This is a genomic window from Novosphingobium sp. KN65.2 (assembly GCF_001368935.1).
Classification (GTDB): domain Bacteria; phylum Pseudomonadota; class Alphaproteobacteria; order Sphingomonadales; family Sphingomonadaceae; genus Novosphingobium; species Novosphingobium mathurense.
The window spans coordinates 1-16,848 of record NZ_CCBH010000143.1 but is presented as its reverse complement, the minus strand read 5'-3'; the positions used below and the strand labels follow the sequence as shown (position 1 = coordinate 16,848).

13 protein-coding genes are annotated in these 16,848 nt (G+C 62.6%); 9 read left to right on the top strand and 4 right to left on the bottom strand.

Features of this window, described 5'->3' with window-relative positions; all coding sequences use genetic code 11:
* Window positions 1-13 precede the first annotated feature (13 nt).
* The gene (locus tag SPHV1_RS08320; RefSeq protein ID WP_054945575.1) at window positions 14-925 is read right to left on the bottom strand and encodes a glycosyltransferase family 2 protein; all 912 of its coding nucleotides are present in this window, start codon (window positions 923-925) and stop codon (window positions 14-16) included.
* A 136-nt stretch (window positions 926-1,061) separates the two neighbouring features.
* Here SPHV1_RS08320 and SPHV1_RS24905 point away from each other — a divergent pair, with 136 nt between their 5' ends.
* Genes SPHV1_RS24905 through SPHV1_RS08305 form a run of 4 tightly spaced genes read left to right on the top strand, consistent with a single transcriptional unit; the run spans window position 1,062 to window position 4,482 of the window.
* A complete protein-coding gene (locus tag SPHV1_RS24905; RefSeq protein ID WP_156367286.1) occupies window positions 1,062-1,220 on the top strand; it encodes a hypothetical protein in 159 nt (52 codons plus the stop codon).
* Window positions 1,213-1,962 (top strand): glycosyltransferase family 25 protein, encoded by a 750-nt coding sequence (locus tag SPHV1_RS08315; RefSeq protein WP_054945574.1) that lies wholly within the window; start codon window positions 1,213-1,215, stop codon window positions 1,960-1,962. Before SPHV1_RS24905 ends, SPHV1_RS08315 begins: the two co-directional genes overlap by 8 nt.
* On the top strand, window positions 1,952-3,478 hold the full coding sequence (locus SPHV1_RS08310) for a lipopolysaccharide biosynthesis protein (protein WP_054945573.1): 1,527 nt from the start codon (window positions 1,952-1,954) through the stop codon (window positions 3,476-3,478). The genes SPHV1_RS08315 and SPHV1_RS08310 overlap by 11 nt, the downstream gene beginning before the upstream one ends.
* The gene (locus tag SPHV1_RS08305; RefSeq protein WP_054945572.1) at window positions 3,475-4,482 is read left to right on the top strand and encodes a polysaccharide pyruvyl transferase family protein; all 1,008 of its coding nucleotides are present in this window, start codon (window positions 3,475-3,477) and stop codon (window positions 4,480-4,482) included. Before SPHV1_RS08310 ends, SPHV1_RS08305 begins: the two co-directional genes overlap by 4 nt.
* Here the strand turns inward: SPHV1_RS08305 and SPHV1_RS08300 are convergent.
* From SPHV1_RS08300 to SPHV1_RS08290, 3 genes are all read right to left on the bottom strand, one after another.
* Entirely contained in the window at window positions 4,475-5,872 is a 1,398-nt protein-coding gene (locus SPHV1_RS08300) for an O-antigen ligase family protein (RefSeq protein WP_054945571.1), read from the bottom strand. The two genes, SPHV1_RS08305 and SPHV1_RS08300, sit on opposite strands and share 8 nt — an antisense overlap.
* A gap of 32 nt (window positions 5,873-5,904) precedes the next feature.
* Entirely contained in the window at window positions 5,905-8,079 is a 2,175-nt protein-coding gene (locus SPHV1_RS08295) for a polysaccharide biosynthesis tyrosine autokinase (RefSeq protein WP_054945570.1), read from the bottom strand.
* 685 nt (window positions 8,080-8,764) lie between these two features.
* Window positions 8,765-10,258, bottom strand: coding sequence for a globin-coupled sensor protein (locus SPHV1_RS08290; RefSeq protein WP_054945721.1), 1,494 nt, complete (start codon window positions 10,256-10,258; stop codon window positions 8,765-8,767).
* Between the two features lie 597 nt (window positions 10,259-10,855).
* Here SPHV1_RS08290 and SPHV1_RS08285 point away from each other — a divergent pair.
* The 5 genes from SPHV1_RS08285 (at window position 10,856) to SPHV1_RS08265 (ending at window position 16,796) form a co-directional block, all read left to right on the top strand.
* Complete coding sequence (locus SPHV1_RS08285; protein ID WP_054945569.1) at window positions 10,856-12,799, top strand: PrkA family serine protein kinase; 1,944 nt, start codon at window positions 10,856-10,858, stop codon at window positions 12,797-12,799.
* A 35-nt stretch (window positions 12,800-12,834) separates the two neighbouring features.
* On the top strand, window positions 12,835-14,145 hold the full coding sequence (locus tag SPHV1_RS08280; protein WP_054945568.1) for a YeaH/YhbH family protein: 1,311 nt from the start codon (window positions 12,835-12,837) through the stop codon (window positions 14,143-14,145).
* Window positions 14,142-15,680, top strand: a complete 1,539-nt coding sequence (locus SPHV1_RS08275) for a SpoVR family protein (RefSeq protein WP_054945567.1) — start codon at window positions 14,142-14,144, stop codon at window positions 15,678-15,680. The genes SPHV1_RS08280 and SPHV1_RS08275 overlap by 4 nt, the downstream gene beginning before the upstream one ends.
* A 186-nt stretch (window positions 15,681-15,866) precedes the next feature.
* Complete coding sequence (locus tag SPHV1_RS08270; RefSeq protein WP_054945566.1) at window positions 15,867-16,085, top strand: hypothetical protein; 219 nt, start codon at window positions 15,867-15,869, stop codon at window positions 16,083-16,085.
* A 186-nt stretch (window positions 16,086-16,271) separates the two neighbouring features.
* Window positions 16,272-16,796, top strand: coding sequence for an aminoacyl-tRNA deacylase (locus SPHV1_RS08265; RefSeq protein ID WP_231634584.1), 525 nt, complete (start codon window positions 16,272-16,274; stop codon window positions 16,794-16,796).
* Window positions 16,797-16,848: the final 52 nt, after the last annotated feature.

Here is a 16,848-nt window from a genome sequence, read left to right as displayed (position 1 = left end):
AACCCCGATCAATTCACTGTCTTGCGGATCGGCGGCCAAGAAATAGCCGCCAGTATTCACGAGTAGCAACGACCGAAAGGTCCATAGTGAGGCGCATCAACGCAACCTTGCGGCCAATAGTGAGACCGGGCGTCATCCATACGCGTCTTATTCGTCTTGCTGTGTCATATAACGTGACTCCCAGAACTCTTGCAAGTCTTCCCGATGGTTGCGTCCTGTCCCATCGGCCACCGCTGAGCCTGCGACGTTTTCGGATTAATTCTTCACGGGTAGCACGAACGGGGTGCCCAACGATCATTTCGGGCACATATACGAGCGGATATCCGGCCCCGCGAATACGCAGCGCCATGGCCCTGTCACCACCCGACTTGAGGTTTTCGTCGAAACCGCCGAGCTTGTCGAAGATCTCGCGCCGGCTCATCCAGTTGGCCGTCGCGCAGTTGCCGCGGCGGGCGAGTGCCTGCGGAAAGCTGAAAAGGCGCTCGTAATCGCTGAACAGGGCGCTGGAGAAATCTCCTTCCTCGAACAGGCCGATCTGCCCCGCCAGGACACCGGCCCTGGGGTTGCGCTCAGCCGCTTCCAGCGCCTTTTCCAGCCATTTCGGATCAGGTCGGCAATCGGCATCGGTAAAGGCGATATAATGTCCGCGCGCATGTCTGAGACCGCGGTTTCGCGCGGCGTAGGAGCCGGGGCGATCTTCGGTATAGACCACGACTTCCGGGAAGGTGCACGCCAGTTTGACCGTATTGTCCGTCGACCCGTTGTCGACCACGATAACCTCGAACTGCCCGGCTGGCATCGTCTGTTCGCGCAGCGCGGTCAGGCACCGGCCGATCACGTCGCTGCCGTTCCAGACCGGAATGATTACGCTGATCAATGGTGGAGACATCGTTACCCCTGAAGCAGGACCGGTATTGGCATTCATGAACGCGGACAACGCTTGCCCAGTCACTCCAAGGGGTCAAGCGCATCCCGCAATTGCGAAGACGAACCGGTCCTAATGCTGGCCGAGGCGTGCAAAATAGCGATTCGCAGCAACTTAACCGCTAAATTGGCTCACCATGGCGCGTCAGGCTGACTTTGACGGCCTGATGCTGTTGCGTTGCAGCGTGAAATCCGGTTTGCTTCGTCGCGACACCCCCAATGCGCAACTGGACGATGCCCGCCACGGCCAGTTAAATGCGATCCAGCGGATTATCGTGCCTAACCAGAATGGCTGAAAACGCATCACCCTGCCCGGTTATCGTCATTTCGATGACCGATGACCATCGACGCCGCAATGCGTTCTCGACGCGCGCGCGCGACGCGAAAGTGCCATGGCGCTTTTTCGATGCCCGCACCGAACTGGTCGACGGCCTGATCTATGACGAACAGGCGGTGGAGCGCAACAAGGGCCGACAGCTCACGAAGGGCGAGCGCGGCTGCTATTCCAGCCACTTCGCGGTGTGGCAGGAGATGGTGCGCAACGGCACACGGCAATGCATCGTCCTGGAAGACGACGTCATCGTCGACTGGGCCTTTCTCGAACAGCTGTGCGCAACCGATCTGGAAACCCATTCGATCCCCTATCTGCGCCTCTATGCCAAGGTGCCCACCTTCAACCGCGTGGTGCGGCGCAATTTCCTGCAGCATTCGCGCTCGGTGGTGGAACTGGTGGGCCATCCTTACGGCACGCAGGGCTATGCGATCACACTGGAAGGCGCGCGGCGTTTTCTGGAAGCCTGCGCCACCGTCCGCCGACCGATCGACGACCAGATGGACCGCTCGTGGGATCACGGGGTGCGCAACTACGCCCTGTTTCCAGCCCCGATCGTGGAGGAATTCGTGCCTTCAGGCATTGGCACGGAGCGTTTCAGCGTCGGGCGCGGCGCTGCCTACCATGCCCCGCGCCAGCGCCTTGCGCGCTGGATCGACCGTCAACGCATTCGTGCCAAGAAGCTGAGCGTCCTGCGTGGCAACTGAATCCCTCGCGAAAGATCCCTACGCCTCCTCGCAAGGGGCGCGGTTCGACACGCAGCTGCGCAAGCAGAGCAAGCATTCGATCGGCTGGTCGATCCTGCGCTTCGCATCCGACCAGGTCTTCTCCTTCATCGTCTTCGTGCTGCTGGCGCGTCTGCTCACGCGCGCCGACATCGGCGCCTTCGCGCTCATGGCGATCTTCGCCGAAGTGTTCCGCACCATCAGCATGGCCGGCCTGACCCAAACGGTGGCCCGCGAATCGGAACTGACCGACGCCTTCACGGACACCGTCTATCGCAGCCACATGGGCTTTTCGCTGGCGACGAGCGCCATCATCATCGCGCTGGCCCAGCCCTTCGCCGCCTTCATGAACGCGCCGCAGATCGCGCTGCCGCTTCAGGTGCTGAGCGTGGTCCTGCCCATTTCCGCGCTGGGCCAGACGCACATGGCGCTGCGCCTGCGCGAATTCGGGCACAAGACCACGGCGCTGCGCTCGGTCGCCAGCGGCATCGGCGGCGGTGGCACGGCCATCGTTGCCGCCCTGCTCGGCTTCGGGCTGTGGGCACTGGTGATCCAGCGCATCGTTACCGAGATCATCAGCACCGTCCTGTCCCGTCATGCCTATCGCTGGAGGCCGGGCTGGAACTGGCACTGGAATATCCTCAAGCGCAATCTGGGCATCAACGGCAGCCTTACTGCGGTGCAGCTCGTCTATATCGCCACAACGCGCCTGCAGGAGCTGGTCATCGGCAACGTCATCGGCGTCGTCGCGGTCGGTATCTACCGGACGGCCTGGCGCACCGTGGATATCATCTCCAACGGCGCGATCCGTCCCTTCACCACGGTGGCAATGCAGACGCTGGCGCGGGTCAAGGACGACCGGGTCGAGCTGGCGCGCGCCTATCAGTGGATGATCTCGAAGGCCGCGATCATATCCTTCCCCGCACTGGTAGGCTTCGGCGTGCTGGCGCCGCTGGCAATCCCCACCGTCTTCGGCGACAAGTGGGCCGCGGCCGGCGACCTGGCGCAAGTCTTCGCCTTCATGGCCATCCCCTTCACGCTCAACCAGTTCGCTTCGCCGTCGCTGGGCGCGCTGGGGGCAAGCAGGAGCCTGCTGGCAATCTCGCTGACCCAGCTCGGCCTCACCGCGCTCTTCACGCTCATCGCCGCACCCTATGGGGTCTTCGCGGTAGCCTGCGCCTATGTTGTGCGCTCGTACCTGACGCTGCCGCTGCAGATCTTCCTGCTGGCACGCGTGTCCGGGATCGGCCTGCGCCATACCTGGGGCGCGATCTGGCAGCCGCTGACGGCTTCGGTGCTGATGGGGCTGGTCCTCCACTTCACCATGCCCGCCACCCGCGCGCTCGTCGCCCACCCCAAGATGCCGGAACTGGCGGGATCGTGGCTGGTTCTCCTCCTCAACATGCTGATCGGAGTGCTGGTCTATGGCGTCGCCGTGATCGCACTCAGCCCGGTCTGGCGAGGACTTGCCCTCAAGACCCTCGGAAAGTTTCGATGAACGAGTTTTCCCGCATGCAGCAAAGGCTCTCCGCCCACGCCCTCATCCGCGCACTCGGTGCGGAACTGGACGATGTCTTCTCGCAGACGATACCGGCCGGGGCCCTCGCGCTGGTGGACTTTCCCGATCACTCCAATGTCGGGGATTCGGCCATCTGGCTCGGCGAGATGGCGTGGCTGCACGCAAGGAACCGGACGCCTGCCTACACCGCCGCGCTGAACAACCTGCATGTCGATGACCTGCGCCAGACCTGCCCCGAAGGGCCGATCCTGATCCACGGCGGCGGCAATTTCGGCACGAGCTGGATGAAGCACGAGGAACTGCGACTGCACCTGCTGGAAAGCTTCCCGGGCCGTCCGATCGTCCAGCTGCCGCAATCGATCCACTATAACGACGAGGCGGCGGCGGCGAAGATGGCGCGTGCGATCGAGGCCCATGGCGCCTTCACATTGCTGACGCGCGATGCCGCTTCGTTCGAATTCGCCCGGCGCCAGTTCGACTGCGACGTTCGGCTCGCACCCGACAGCGCCCTGATGATGGGACCGCAAAGGCGCCGCGCCTCGCAGGAGCCGATCCTGGCCCTGCTGCGCACCGATCACGAGCGTACCGCAGACCCATCGCCGGTTCCGGCCGGGGTGGAACAAGTGGACTGGCTTCATGAGGACGGACGCGAGAAGCTCCAACTCAGGGCCCGGGCGAAGCTGGCCCGCCTGCTGGGACGAGGCGAACAGGACAAGCGCCTGCGCCGCTACCAAACCCTCGCCGAGCGGCGCGTACAGCGCGGTCTTGCCATGCTTTCGCGCGGCCGCGTGGTCGTGACCGACCGGCTCCACGCGCACATCCTGTCGGTACTGCTCGACATTCCGCATGTCGCGCTCGACAACAATTACGGCAAGGTCAGCGGCTTCGCTCGTCAGTGGACCGGCGTCTACGAGGGATACCGAAGCGCGACGACCCGCGCCGAGGCTTTCGAGATCGCCTGCGCAGAGCTGGGCGCTAGCTGAAGCGGTAGGGGCGTCCGTACCGCTCCTCAGCCACCGGGAAGTGCACCGTCACCGGCTCCTCTTCCTCGGCATGGGGATCGGACCAGTCGTAGATCCGCGCGCGGGCGCTGAACAGCGTATAGCCGCACAGCACGGCATAGAGTGCCAGACCTTCCAGCTGCCAGAACGGCATCGTGCCCATGTTCAGGATCAGGAAGCTGAGATGGGCCGCGATCAGCATCGGCAGGTCGTGGCGGCGCGCGCGCAGCGCCGTTACCGCCATCGTTGCCCAGAAAAGCAGCATGGCGAACACGCCGACGGCGCCCAGTTCATAGAGCGTGCCGATGATCGTGTTGTGCGGATAGACATCGAAGCCCCTGGACCATGATTCCGGACCGAAGCCGAACAGGTGCTGCAGCGACGTGCCGTCCTTGTAGGCGAAGATGTATTCGCTCCAGATCAGCGGGCGGGCCGAGAGGATCTGCCGTTCGACCTGCGTGAATTCCCGGGGCGGCTTGATCAGCGCATCGGGATTACTGAGGAAAGTGCCGAGGTCGATGAAGCGGTCGTAATTGATTACCGCCATGCCCAGAACTGCCACGAAAGCCACGACCAGTGCCGTTGCCGCGACGACACGGCGCTGGGTCGGGCTGACGTATTGGGTGATCGAGGCCCAGAACACCGTCGCCACCAGCGGAACCGAGGCCATCAGCGTCGTGCGGTAACCGGCAAGGAAGATACCGATGGCGACCAGGGCCAGGTAGCCCAACCGGATAAACGGGTTCAGACGGTGTGCGAAACAGCCCACGAGGAACGCCAGCAAAAGCGACACCGAGAAGGCGGCTTCGTGATTGTAGCCACCGATCCACACCAAGCCGTCCCCCATTTCCGATCCCTTGGGCAAGTGGAGTGCGACCGACAGCCACTGGAACAGCAACAATGGCGAAAAGGCCCAGATCATCAGCGGCATCAGCATCTCGTCACGGTCCTGCCGCAGGGCCTCGAACGTCGCGATCAGCAGCACGACGAAGTAGCCGTACTTGACCGTCACCGTCATTACGCCCGGCATGTCGGAATTGAGCGCACCGCTGATCGCCACAAGAAACATGATCAGGTAGGTCGGCACCAGCACCTTGAGCGCCAGGTGCGATGCCCGGATCACGAGGAAGGCCAGCCCGGTGATGATGATCGAAACCAGCGCATTGCCCGACATTCCTGCGAACATCGGCTTGAACATGTAGACGTGATAGGCGCCCAGGATCATGCGCAGCCAGATGGCCAGGAACAGGAAGCGTCCCGGCAGGCCCTCTATGCGACGGCCCGCCAGAAGCGCGATGATCACCAGTACCAGCGTTGCCGGCACCAGAATGGGCAGTCCGAAATGCGGACCGGTGGCGCCCAGTTCATCCATGCCAATTCACTTCTTTTCGAACCCGATCAGGCTCACGCGTAGTAGGTCTTGTACGCGCCGTAATAGTAGCTGGCATCCTCGTAGCCGATGCTCGCCTGCGCTGAAATGTCGACCATCGACAGGCTTGCGCCGATCACGTTGGCGCCCACCGTCTCGAGCTGGCGCAGGGCCAGTTCGGCGGCGCGGATCGGCGTCTTGCGCCAGCGGACCATCAGGATCGTGCTGTCTGCCTTGGCCGCGATCGAACGGCTGTCGTCGATCGTGAGGACGGGCGGCGTGTCGAGGACGATGAAATCGAACTGCGCGCGCAGGGCTGCGATGATGTTTGCGAATTCCTGCGTATCGGCAAAGGGCTGTATATGCTGCTCGTCATTGCGGCGCGGCAGGATGAACAGGCCCGTTTCCGGATCGACGTAGAGCGCCTGATTGAGCTCTCCCTCGTTTGCCAGCAATGCGCGCAGGCCGATCGAGCCCTCGAAGCCGGAACCCGGGTTGGATACCCGGCGCCGCAAGTCGCAATCGACGAGGACCGCCCGCTTGCCCGACATGGCTGCGGAACGCGCCAGCGATAGCGCAACGGTCGTCTTGCCCTCGCTGGGCAGCGCGGACGTCACGGCGACGACCACCGGCCCACGCTTGGGCTGGTTGATCTGGATCGAGGTCTGCAACCAGCGGAAGGCTTCCGCGAACGATGATTGCGGACGCTCGACCACCAGCTGGGTCGGGTGAATCGGCTCGCTCAGATCCGCCAGTTCGGGCAGGTGCTTGGTGTCCGGGATGGAATTGAGGACGGTGACGCCCAGCCGCTTTTCGAGATTGCTTGTCGTTTCCACGCCGCGGTCGAGCAGCTGCATCACGGCCACGACGACAGTCGAGGTGGCGACGGCGCCGATCAGGCCGATCAGGGCGAAAACGATGACGTTCGGGAATGCCGGCATGCCCGGGATGCGTGCCAGGGCGACGATGTAGGAATTGCTGCGCTCCAGCCCCTTTTGCGCCTGGGTCTGCTTGTAGCGGTCCAGCAGCGAGAGATAGAGGGTCCGCGCGGATTCGGCCTTGCGCTCCAGCTCAGACAGGCCGACCGAGGCGGCATTGTCGCTCGCCAGTGTGCCTTCCGCACGGCCGAGGGAGCCCTGGATCGATGCCGTGCGCTGATGCGCAGCATTGGCCTCGTTGCTGAGATTCGCAACGATGCGCCTGACCTCGGATTCGATCTGCTCGTCGATATCGGCGAGTTCCTGCTTGGCTGCGGCTAGTTCGGGATACTTCGGACCGAATTGCTGGCGCAGGGACGCGACGCGTCCGCTCAGCTTGGCGCGCTGCGCGCGCAGGTTGCTGACGACCGGGGAATCGAGGGACTCACCCAGTTCCTGTCCGTTGCTGCCGCGGGCAAGCTGGGCCCGGGCGGTCGACAGGCGCGCATCGGCCTCGGCCTGATCGGCACGCAGCTGCGCCAGCTGGCCGTTGAGGCTGGAAAGTTCCGCCTGCGTCACGCTGCTGTTCTGACCGATGTCGAACAGTCCGTGCTGCGCGCGATAGCGGGCAACGTCGGCCTCGGCGCTCTGCACCTGGCCGCGCAGGTTCTCGAGCTGCGTTTCAAGGAAGCTGCTGGCCCGGCTTGTCGCGCCAGCCTTCGATTCCTTCTGGTTGTCGATGTAGGTCTGCGCCAGCGTATTGGCGACCTTGGCCGCGGTGCCCGGCGATTCCGACTGGTAGTCGATGTCGATGGCGTAGGAGAAACCGTTGCGCTTCACGCCCAGGTTGCCGAGCAGATGGGCAATCGCCCAGTTGCGCTGCGTCTCGACCGGCGCATCCTCGCCATCGCGCAAGGCCGGATTGAATTCCGGATCTCTGGTGAGCTGAAGCTTGTCAACGACCTCGCCTGCAAGTTCGGGCGACTTGAGCACTTCCACTTCGGTATCGACCGCTGCGGAGTCCGGAGCCACATTGGGCACGACCTGATCGACCTTGAGGACCTGTTCGGACCCACGCTCGAGCGCCACGGTCGTGGTCGCCACGTAGCGCGGCGGGATCATGAAGTAGATGGCCGCGACGATCGCGAAGACGATCAGGCTGACGATCATGACCAGCTTCTTGCGCCGCCGCAGGACCTGCATGAAGGCGCGCAAATCGATCAATGCACCCTGGTCTACAGGCGCATCGGGGCGAGGCTGATATTTGGCAAGTGGCTGTGGTCTGGCGTACATCAGAGCATTCCCGGGGTCATGCGCAACAGAAAAGTCAAATCTCACGAAGAGGCGAATGGTTCCGCCCCTTCGAAGCTGCAATCTTTGGCTAGTCTGATCGCTTAAGTGCTGGCTGTTTTAAGCGACCCGGCAACGCATTGCCTGACGGCATTAAATCAGCAATTCTGCAGTGCAGCAAGCCGGTGCTCGTTGGGGCGTGCGAAACGCGCGGCCTGCAGTAGGGGCAGGTCCACTCCGTGCTGTGCAGGCTCTAACCCCAAAGGAACATGCAGCCCGGAAGCGACGTCAGGGGCCTTCCATGCGGGTACGGGATGCGCGCGCCGGCAAAGGCGCGCTGGGCAGCGCGCGACACCGGCGATGGCAACTATCCGATATATAACCTACGAAAATATGACAGGAATCCGGGACTGCCTGCGAAGAGTATCCAGCTTCGCGATGGAGCGGGATATGCTTATGACGGCCCGTGCGGCGCAGCCATTGCTGCGCGGGATCGGTCCCGGCCCGGATGCCTCGGGCCATGCTCCAGGAGGTCGCGGCCGATTGGGCACTAAGGCCCTAGGATACCCCGATTAATCCCGATGCTTCGTGCCCCAGCCCCTCGGGGTAATACCGAATTGTCCAGCCACGCACCCTGCCCTCGACTGACGTTAGCGAAGGGCCTTTGAGCGGCGCGTGGCCGATGACATCAGCCGTAGCGACGATGCAGGGCAAGATCCTCGTTCTCGGCGTGCTCCGGCCGTGCGAAAGCCTGCACGGCACTATCGCTTTCATCGCGGACCTTGTTGCGCCTCTCGAGCCGGAAGCGGCCGACGATCTCGGTCAGGCGGCTGGCCTCCTGCGAAAGCGTGCGGGTGGCGGCGTTGGATTCCTCGACCATCGCCGCATTCTGCTGCGTCGAGGTCTCCATGCGCTGCACTTCGTCGTTGATTTCCTGCAGGCTGTCGGCCTGGGTGGAGGCGCTCGTGGCGATGTCGCGGGCCTCGCTACGGGCAACCGCAAGGCGCGAGATGATGACTTCCAGCGCGGACTTGGTCTGCGCCACCAGATCGACGCCGGCCAGAACGTCGCCGTTCGACTTGGAGATGAGTTCCTTGATGCTCTTGGCGGAATCGCTGGTGCGATGCGCAAGGGCGCCGACTTCGCTGGCAACGACCGCAAAGCCCTTGCCGGCTTCTCCGGCGCGCGCTGCCTCGACCCGGGCATTAAGCGCCAGCAGGTTGATCTGGAACGCGATGTTCTCGATCACTTCGCTGATCTGGCCGATCTCTTCCGAGGAATGCTTGATCTTGTCCATAGCGTCGATCGCGTCGGTGACGATTTCTCCACCGGCCGCGGCCTGATTGTCGACCTCGGCAATGGAATCGTTGACGCGTTTCACGCTCGCAACGGTCGACTGGATGCCGAGATTGACCTCGCTCATCACTTCCGCCGTGCGGGAGATGCCAGCGGCAGAACGCTCCGTGCGGTCGGCCAGGTCGTTGGCGGCCGCGCTGATCTCGCGCGAGCCGGTCTCGATGTTGCCGGCCGCATCCGAGATATCGACGATGATCGAGCTCAGCTCCCGCCGCATCTCATGGAAATCGTGGGTGATTTCCTTGTATTCCTCGGGAAGGTCGGAAAGCTGCGCCTGCAGGTTGCCGTCCTTCATCGCCTGCAGGGCCTCGCCCATCGACGCGATGACGGCGCGGCGGGCGCGTTCTTCCTCACGGAAATAGGCCGACATCGCGGCTTCCATGTCGACCAGCGCCACTTTCACGAAAGTGGCGATCATCTTGCCGGTCTTGCGCGCGCTGAGCGGGTTATGCAATCCGGAGGATAGTGCCCGCTCGATCATCTCTTCGAGAACGAGAGCGTAGCCGCCAATGTAGAACGAGGGATCGAGGCCGACTTCGGAGTGAACGCGGCCGATCTTCTCGGAGCGTTGCACCTGCTCGTCGTCGAAGCGGTGCGAGAAAAGCGCGTTCCAGTGCGCAAGCTGGGCACGGGCCGCATGATCGCGGATCTGCTGGGTCGGCAGCAGGCTGCTGGCATGATCGTCCGCCGCGATGCGCGCATAGAGCTTGTCGAGCGCCTTGGGCCCATGCTTCTCCACGATCGTCTTTATCGCAGGGTAGCTCGCGTAGTTCTCGCTATCGAGCTGTGCGAAGTCACGGCACTTGTAAGCCTTCTCGTTCGCCATGGCAAAAGCATCTCCAGTCATCGCTGCGGCACGGTGTCGCGCATCTCGGATGCTTTCCTTGGCGTACATTCGTTAGCATCGCATTGCGCGACCCCCGAGCAATTGACCAGATATGGGCCACGCCAATGCTGAACGCGGGGGACCACCGAGCGCGCCCAATACGCTGTAGCGCTTGGGAAAAAGCCTGCCCGAACGTGGTTAAGGAATTCTTCGCAGTAGCCTGAGTGGCAACCGATATCATGGCCTTGGCGTCGCCATTCCCGGTTGTCGAAGCGAGCCTATGAGCGACTCAGCGGCACCTCGCCGCCATTCCGGAGCGACATCTGCCAGCAAGGTGATTCGGTGCGAAAACCGTGCTGATTACATCGGCAGAAGATGTATTTGCAGGCCCGTAAAATAGTTTCCACAACTATTTAGACCGTCAAGAATACCCCCGGCTGCCCGCGGGAATGGCCGAGTTTCACTGGCTTGCACCGCCCCCCGAAGGCAGCTCCGCCCCCGCACCGACACCCCGGCACCGCATCTAATTACTGGTAGGCAAAGGCTAAATTTGTTACTCTTCGATTCTGAAAAGCAGAGGCAGGCGAGGTATTCTCGATGGCCACGAACGATCTCTTTTCGAAGTTCATGCGCTCATACGAAGCACACCGGGAAACCGAGTGGACGCTGGAGCAGTACCTGAGCAAGTGTCGCGATGACAGCATGCTCTATGCAGGTGCGGCAGAACGCCTGCTGGCTGCAATCGGCGAACCGGAACTCGTCGATACCGCAAAGGATGCAAGGCTCGGCCGCATCTTCATGAACCGGACGATCCGGGTCTATCCCAGCTTCTCCGAATTCTACGGCATGGAAGACACGATAGAGCGCATCGTCTCGTTCTTCCGCCATGCCTCGCAGGGGCTCGAGGAGCAGAAGCAGATCCTCTACCTGCTCGGCCCCGTCGGCGGCGGCAAGTCCTCCATCGCGGAACGGATCAAGGCGCTGATGGAAGCCCATCCGATCTACGTACTCAAGGCCGGAGACGACGTAAGCCCGGTGTTCGAAAGCCCGCTGGCGATCTTCGATCCCGACGTCGACGGCCCGGAGATCGAGGAAACCTACGGCATTCCGCGCCGCTACCTCTCCCGTCTGATGAGCCCGTGGGCGCGCAAGCGGCTCGACGAGTTCGGCGGGGACGTCTCTCGCTTCACGGTGGCGAAGATGCAACCCTCGCGGGTGCGGCAGATCGCCATTTCCAAGACCGAGCCGGGCGACGAGAACAACCAGGACATTTCGTCGCTGGTCGGCAAGGTCGATATCCGCAAGCTCGAACTACTCTCGCAGAACGATCCGGACGCCTACAGCTACTCGGGCGGCCTCAATCGCGCCAACCAGGGCGTTCTCGAATTCGTCGAGATGTTCAAGGCGCCGATCAAGATGCTGCACCCGTTGCTGACGGCAACGCAGGAAGGCAACTACATCGGCACCGAAAATATCGGCGCTATCCCCTTCTCCGGCGTGATCCTCGCCCACTCGAACGAGGCCGAGTGGCAGAATTTCAAGAACAATCGCAATAACGAAGCCTTCATCGACCGCATCTACGTGATCCAGGTTCCCTACTGCCTGCGCATCGATGAAGAGCGGAAGATCTACGAAAAGCTGCTCAACAACTCGCAGTTGGCCGAAGCGCCCTGTGCGCCCGGCACGCTCGACATGCTGGCCCGTTTCTCGGTGCTGACCCGGCTCAAGGCGCCGGAGAACAGCAGCATCTATTCGAAGATGCGCATCTACAACGGCGAGATGCTGCGCGACATCGATCCGCACGCCAAGACGATGCAGGAGTACAAGGACAACGCCGGTGTCAACGAAGGCATGAACGGCATGTCCACGCGCTTTGCCTTCAAGGCGCTGGCGGCTACCTTCAACCACGACACCGAAGAGATCGCGGCCGATCCCGTGCACCTGATGTACGTGCTGGAATCGATGGTGCGGCAAGAGCAGCTCCCGGCCGAAACCGAGGCGCAGTACCTGGAATTCATCAAGGGTGAACTGGCACCGCGCTTCGCCGAATTCATCGGCAACGAAATCCAGAAAGCCTATCTGGAATCCTACGAGGACTACGGCCAGAACCTGTTCGACCGCTACGTCGCCTATGCCGATGCGTGGATCGAGGATCTCGACTTCAAGGATCCGGACACTGGCCAGATGCTCGACCGCGATGTCATCAACCAGGAACTGACGCGGATCGAGAAGCCAGCCGGGATCGCCAATCCCAAGGACTTCCGCAACGAAGTGGTCAAGTTCGCGCTGCGCATGCGGGCGAACAACAATGGCCGCAATCCGAAGTGGAATTCCTACGAGAAGATCCGCGAGGTCATCGAGAAGCGCATGTTCAGCCAGGTCGAGGACCTGCTGCCGGTCATCGGCTTCTCGTCCAAGCGGGACAGCGAGACGGAACGCAAGCACGACGAGTTCGTCACCCGGCTCGTCGACCGCGGCTACACGCCCCGCCAGGTCCGGCGCCTCGTCGAATGGTACATGCGCGTCAAGCAGGCGGAATAGCAGCAGCGGGAGCGAAGGAGGTGTGCTGACCCGACATGCATATTATAGACAGACGCCTCAACCCACGCGGCAAGAGCCTGGTCAATCGCCAGCGTTTCCTGCGCCGCGCGCGAGATACCGTGCGCGGTGCGGTCCGGGATTCGCTGACATCGCGCAAGATCCGCGAGATTGAGAGCGAAGGCGAAGTCAGCATCAAGACCGGCGGCATCAACGAACCGACCTTCCGCCGGGACAGCCACAGCGGCAATCGCGATCACGTTCTTCCCGGCAACCGGGTCTTCCGCACCGGCGACAGGATCAAGCGCCCCCCGGGCGGCAGCGGTGGCGGCGGCGACGAGGCGGGCACCGGCGAAGGCGAAGACGAGTTCCGCTTCGTGCTCAGCCGCGAGGAATTCCTCGACCTGTTCCTGGAGGACTTGGAACTCCCCGATCTTGCCAAGCGGCGGCTGACCGGCAGCGATTCCTTCGACATCCGCCGGGCCGGCTACACGACTTCGGGCTCCCCCTCCTCGCTCTCGGTTCCGCGCACCATGCGCAACGCGATGTCGCGCCGGCTGGCCCTGCGCCGCCCGACCACTGCTGAGATCGAGGAACTGGAAAAGGAAATCGCCAGGCTGGAGGCCAAGCCCCGCCCGACCGAAAAGGACCGCGCCACGCTCGATGCCCTGCGCGAACGGTTAGTGGTGCTCAACCGGCGCCGCACGCTGATCTCCTACATCGACCCGATCGACTTGCGCTATCGCCGCTTCGAGCAGGAACGCAGGCCGATTTCCCAGGCCGTCATCTTCTGCCTGATGGACGTCTCGGGATCGATGAACGAGCACATGAAGGAACTGGCGAAGATCTTCTTCATCCTCCTCTACCTCTTCGTCACGCGCTGCTACCGCCACGTCGAGATCGTCTTCATCCGCCATACGGATTCGGCGCAGGAAGTGGATGAGGAGACCTTCTTCTACAGCACCGAAACCGGCGGCACGCGGGTTTCTTCCGCGCTCGAGGAGATGCTGGCCGTGGTGAAGGACCGCTATTCGCCGCTCGACTGGAACATCTATCTTGCCCAGGCCTCGGACGGGGACAACTTCACGCGCGACAACCCCCAGACCACGGCCCTGATGCGCAACGAAATCCTGCCGATCGTGCAGTACGCGGCCTATCTCGAGGTTTCCAACCCGCCGTCGGGCGGCGTCACGGGCGAAGAACGGGCCACCAACCTGTGGCAGGCCTATTCCGAAATCGGCGATGCCGGTGGCAAGTTCGCCATGCGCCGGGTCCACTCGCGCAAGGACATCTACCCGGTGTTCCGCGACCTGTTCAGCCGGCGCGGCGTCACGGCGCGCACCTCATGAACGCGCCAGCTTCCACCCTTCTCTACTCCGGCAGCGACTGGAACTTCGACACGCTCCAGCGCATCTACGAAGCCTGCGAGAACATCGCCATCGGCGAGCTGGACCTCAACGTCTATCCCAACCGCATCGAGGTCATCACCTCGGAGCAAATGCTCGATGCCTATGCCTCCACCGGCATGCCGATCTTCTACAAGCACTGGTCGTTCGGAAAGCAGTTTCTCGCCAACGACCTGCTCTACCGCAAGGGTCTGCGCGGGCTGGCATACGAGCTGGTGATCAACTCCGACCCGTGCATCAGCTACGTCATGGAAGAGAACAGCGCGACGATGCAGACGCTCGTGATCGCCCATGCCGCCTTCGGCCACAATCATTTCTTCAAGAACAACTACGTCTTCCGGCAATGGACCGATGCCGAAGGCATTCTCGACTACCTGGAGTTTGCCCGGCACTACATCGCCCGCTGCGAGGAACGCCATGGCCAGGCCGAAGTCGAACGCGTTCTCGATTCCGCCCATGCCCTGATGCAGCAGGGCATCCACCGCTATCCGCGTGCGGCACCGCTCAATCTCAACGCCGAAAGGAGGCGCGAGGAAGAACGGCGCGCCCATGAGGAATCGACCTACAACACCTTGTGGCGCACCCTGCCCAACAAGAAGCCGGCCCAACGCGAATCGCGCGACATGCGCCAGAAGTCACTGGGCCTGCCGCAGGAAAACGTGCTCTATTTCCTGGAGAAAAGCGCACCTCGCCTGCGCGGCTGGCAGCGGGAAATCCTGCGCATCGTCCGCCTGATCGCGCAGTACTTTTACCCCCAGCGCCAGACCAAGGTGATGAACGAGGGTTGCGCGGTCTGGGTCCATTACCGCATCCTCAAGCGGCTCCACGAAACCGGTCAGATTACCGAGGGCGCCTTCCTCGAATTCCTGCACTCGCATTCGAACGTGCTCTATCAGCCGACTTACGATTCGGGGCACTATTCCGGCCACAATCCCTATGCGTTGGGGTTCGGGATCATGGAGGACATAGAGCGGATCTGCCGGGATCCTTCGGACGAGGACCGCAGGTGGTTCGCGGATTTCGCGGGCTGCGGCGATCCGCTGGACGTTCTCAAGGACGCCTGGGCCAATTACCGGGACGAAAGCTTCATCGCCCAGTTCCTCAGCCCGCACCTGATCCGCAAGTGGCGCCTGTTCAAGCTCGACGACCGCGAAAAGGACGACGAAGTGCAAGTCGCCGCCATTCATGACGAACAGGGCTATCAGGAAATCCGGCGCACCCTGGCGCGGCACCACGACGTCGCCAGCATCGATCCGGACATCCAGATCGTCGACGTCGATTTCGACAGCGATCGCAAGCTGATGCTGGAACACAACGTGCGTGACCGCGTCCTGCTCCAGCGGGAGGAAGCGCGACAGGTCCTGCAGCACCTTGCCGACTTGTGGGGGTATCAGGTGATCCTGACCGAAGTCGACGCCACGGACAGAAAGACACTAAACAGTTATGCAATCGACCCCCGTCCTGGAATATTCTACTAGGTGCGACTTAGAAGCGGTCAAATGCAGCACCAGCGGTTTCCATCGGGGCAATTGTGGCGTAACTTGCCTTTTTTAAGTTGCCGGAAAGATCGGGCAGGCGTAATGCCGCTTGAGTTCCGGCGTGTCCGCCCTCGCTTGACTTGCGAGCGACGCCCGGGCGGCAATGATGGATCCGGAGGATGACGAATGGAAAGTAATCTTTCGTCGGCCGAATATATTGAGCGCGCGCAGATGCATGACGGTCTCGCCAACTCCACGGCAGACCCTGAAGCCCGCCAGATGCACCGCGCCATGGCAGCTGCCTATCGACGCAAGGCTGAACGTTCCGGGATCGATATGGCCGAGACGCCAATCGCGCGCGGCCCCGTTCTCGAAGCGGCGATACCCGTCGGCGCGCGCGCCTGAAGCGCAAGGCCGAAATGCACACATGACCTGACGCCGGCCCGGCCATTGCGACCGGGCTGGCGTGTGCCGTTTTCACGCCGGGCTTCGATTGGCAGAATCGGCGGGCTCTGGTATCGTGCGCCATGGAATGCGCTGGTTCGACCTGGCGCTCCGTACGGCCCCCTGCCCCCGATTGCCGTACCAGCAATGAACAGGCCGCCCCCGCGCTTCCGCGACACGCAGGAGGACGCCATGGCCATTTCACCCAACTTACGCAAATATCTCAGGTCTTGCGGCACGAGCTACGACGAGATCCCCCATTCGCGCACGTTCGCTGCCGCCAGGGCCGCCCATGCAGCCCACGTTTCGGGCAAGAACGTGGCCAAAGGCGTAATGATGCGTGCCGGCGACGATTACGTGCTCGCGGTGCTGCCGTCCTCGCGCCATGTCGATCTCGCCCGCCTTGGCGCCAGCCTCGGTTGCGACGTCAGGCTGCTGAGTGAAGCCGAAGCGGCGATGAGTTTCCCGGACTGCGAGTTCGGCGCGATCCCACCGCTGGGCGAAGCCTATGGGCTGGATTTCGTGGTCGATGACGACCTGCTCGACAGCCGGCTGCATGACGATGACGAGATCTATTTCGAAGGCGGCGACCACCGCACCCTCATCGCCATCGAGGCCACAGACTGGCGCCGCATGATGAGCGACGCACGGCACTGCGCCTTCGCCGTCTGAACCGAAGCCAGGCCTGTAAAGCGGCGAGGTTACACCGCAAACGAAACGCCCC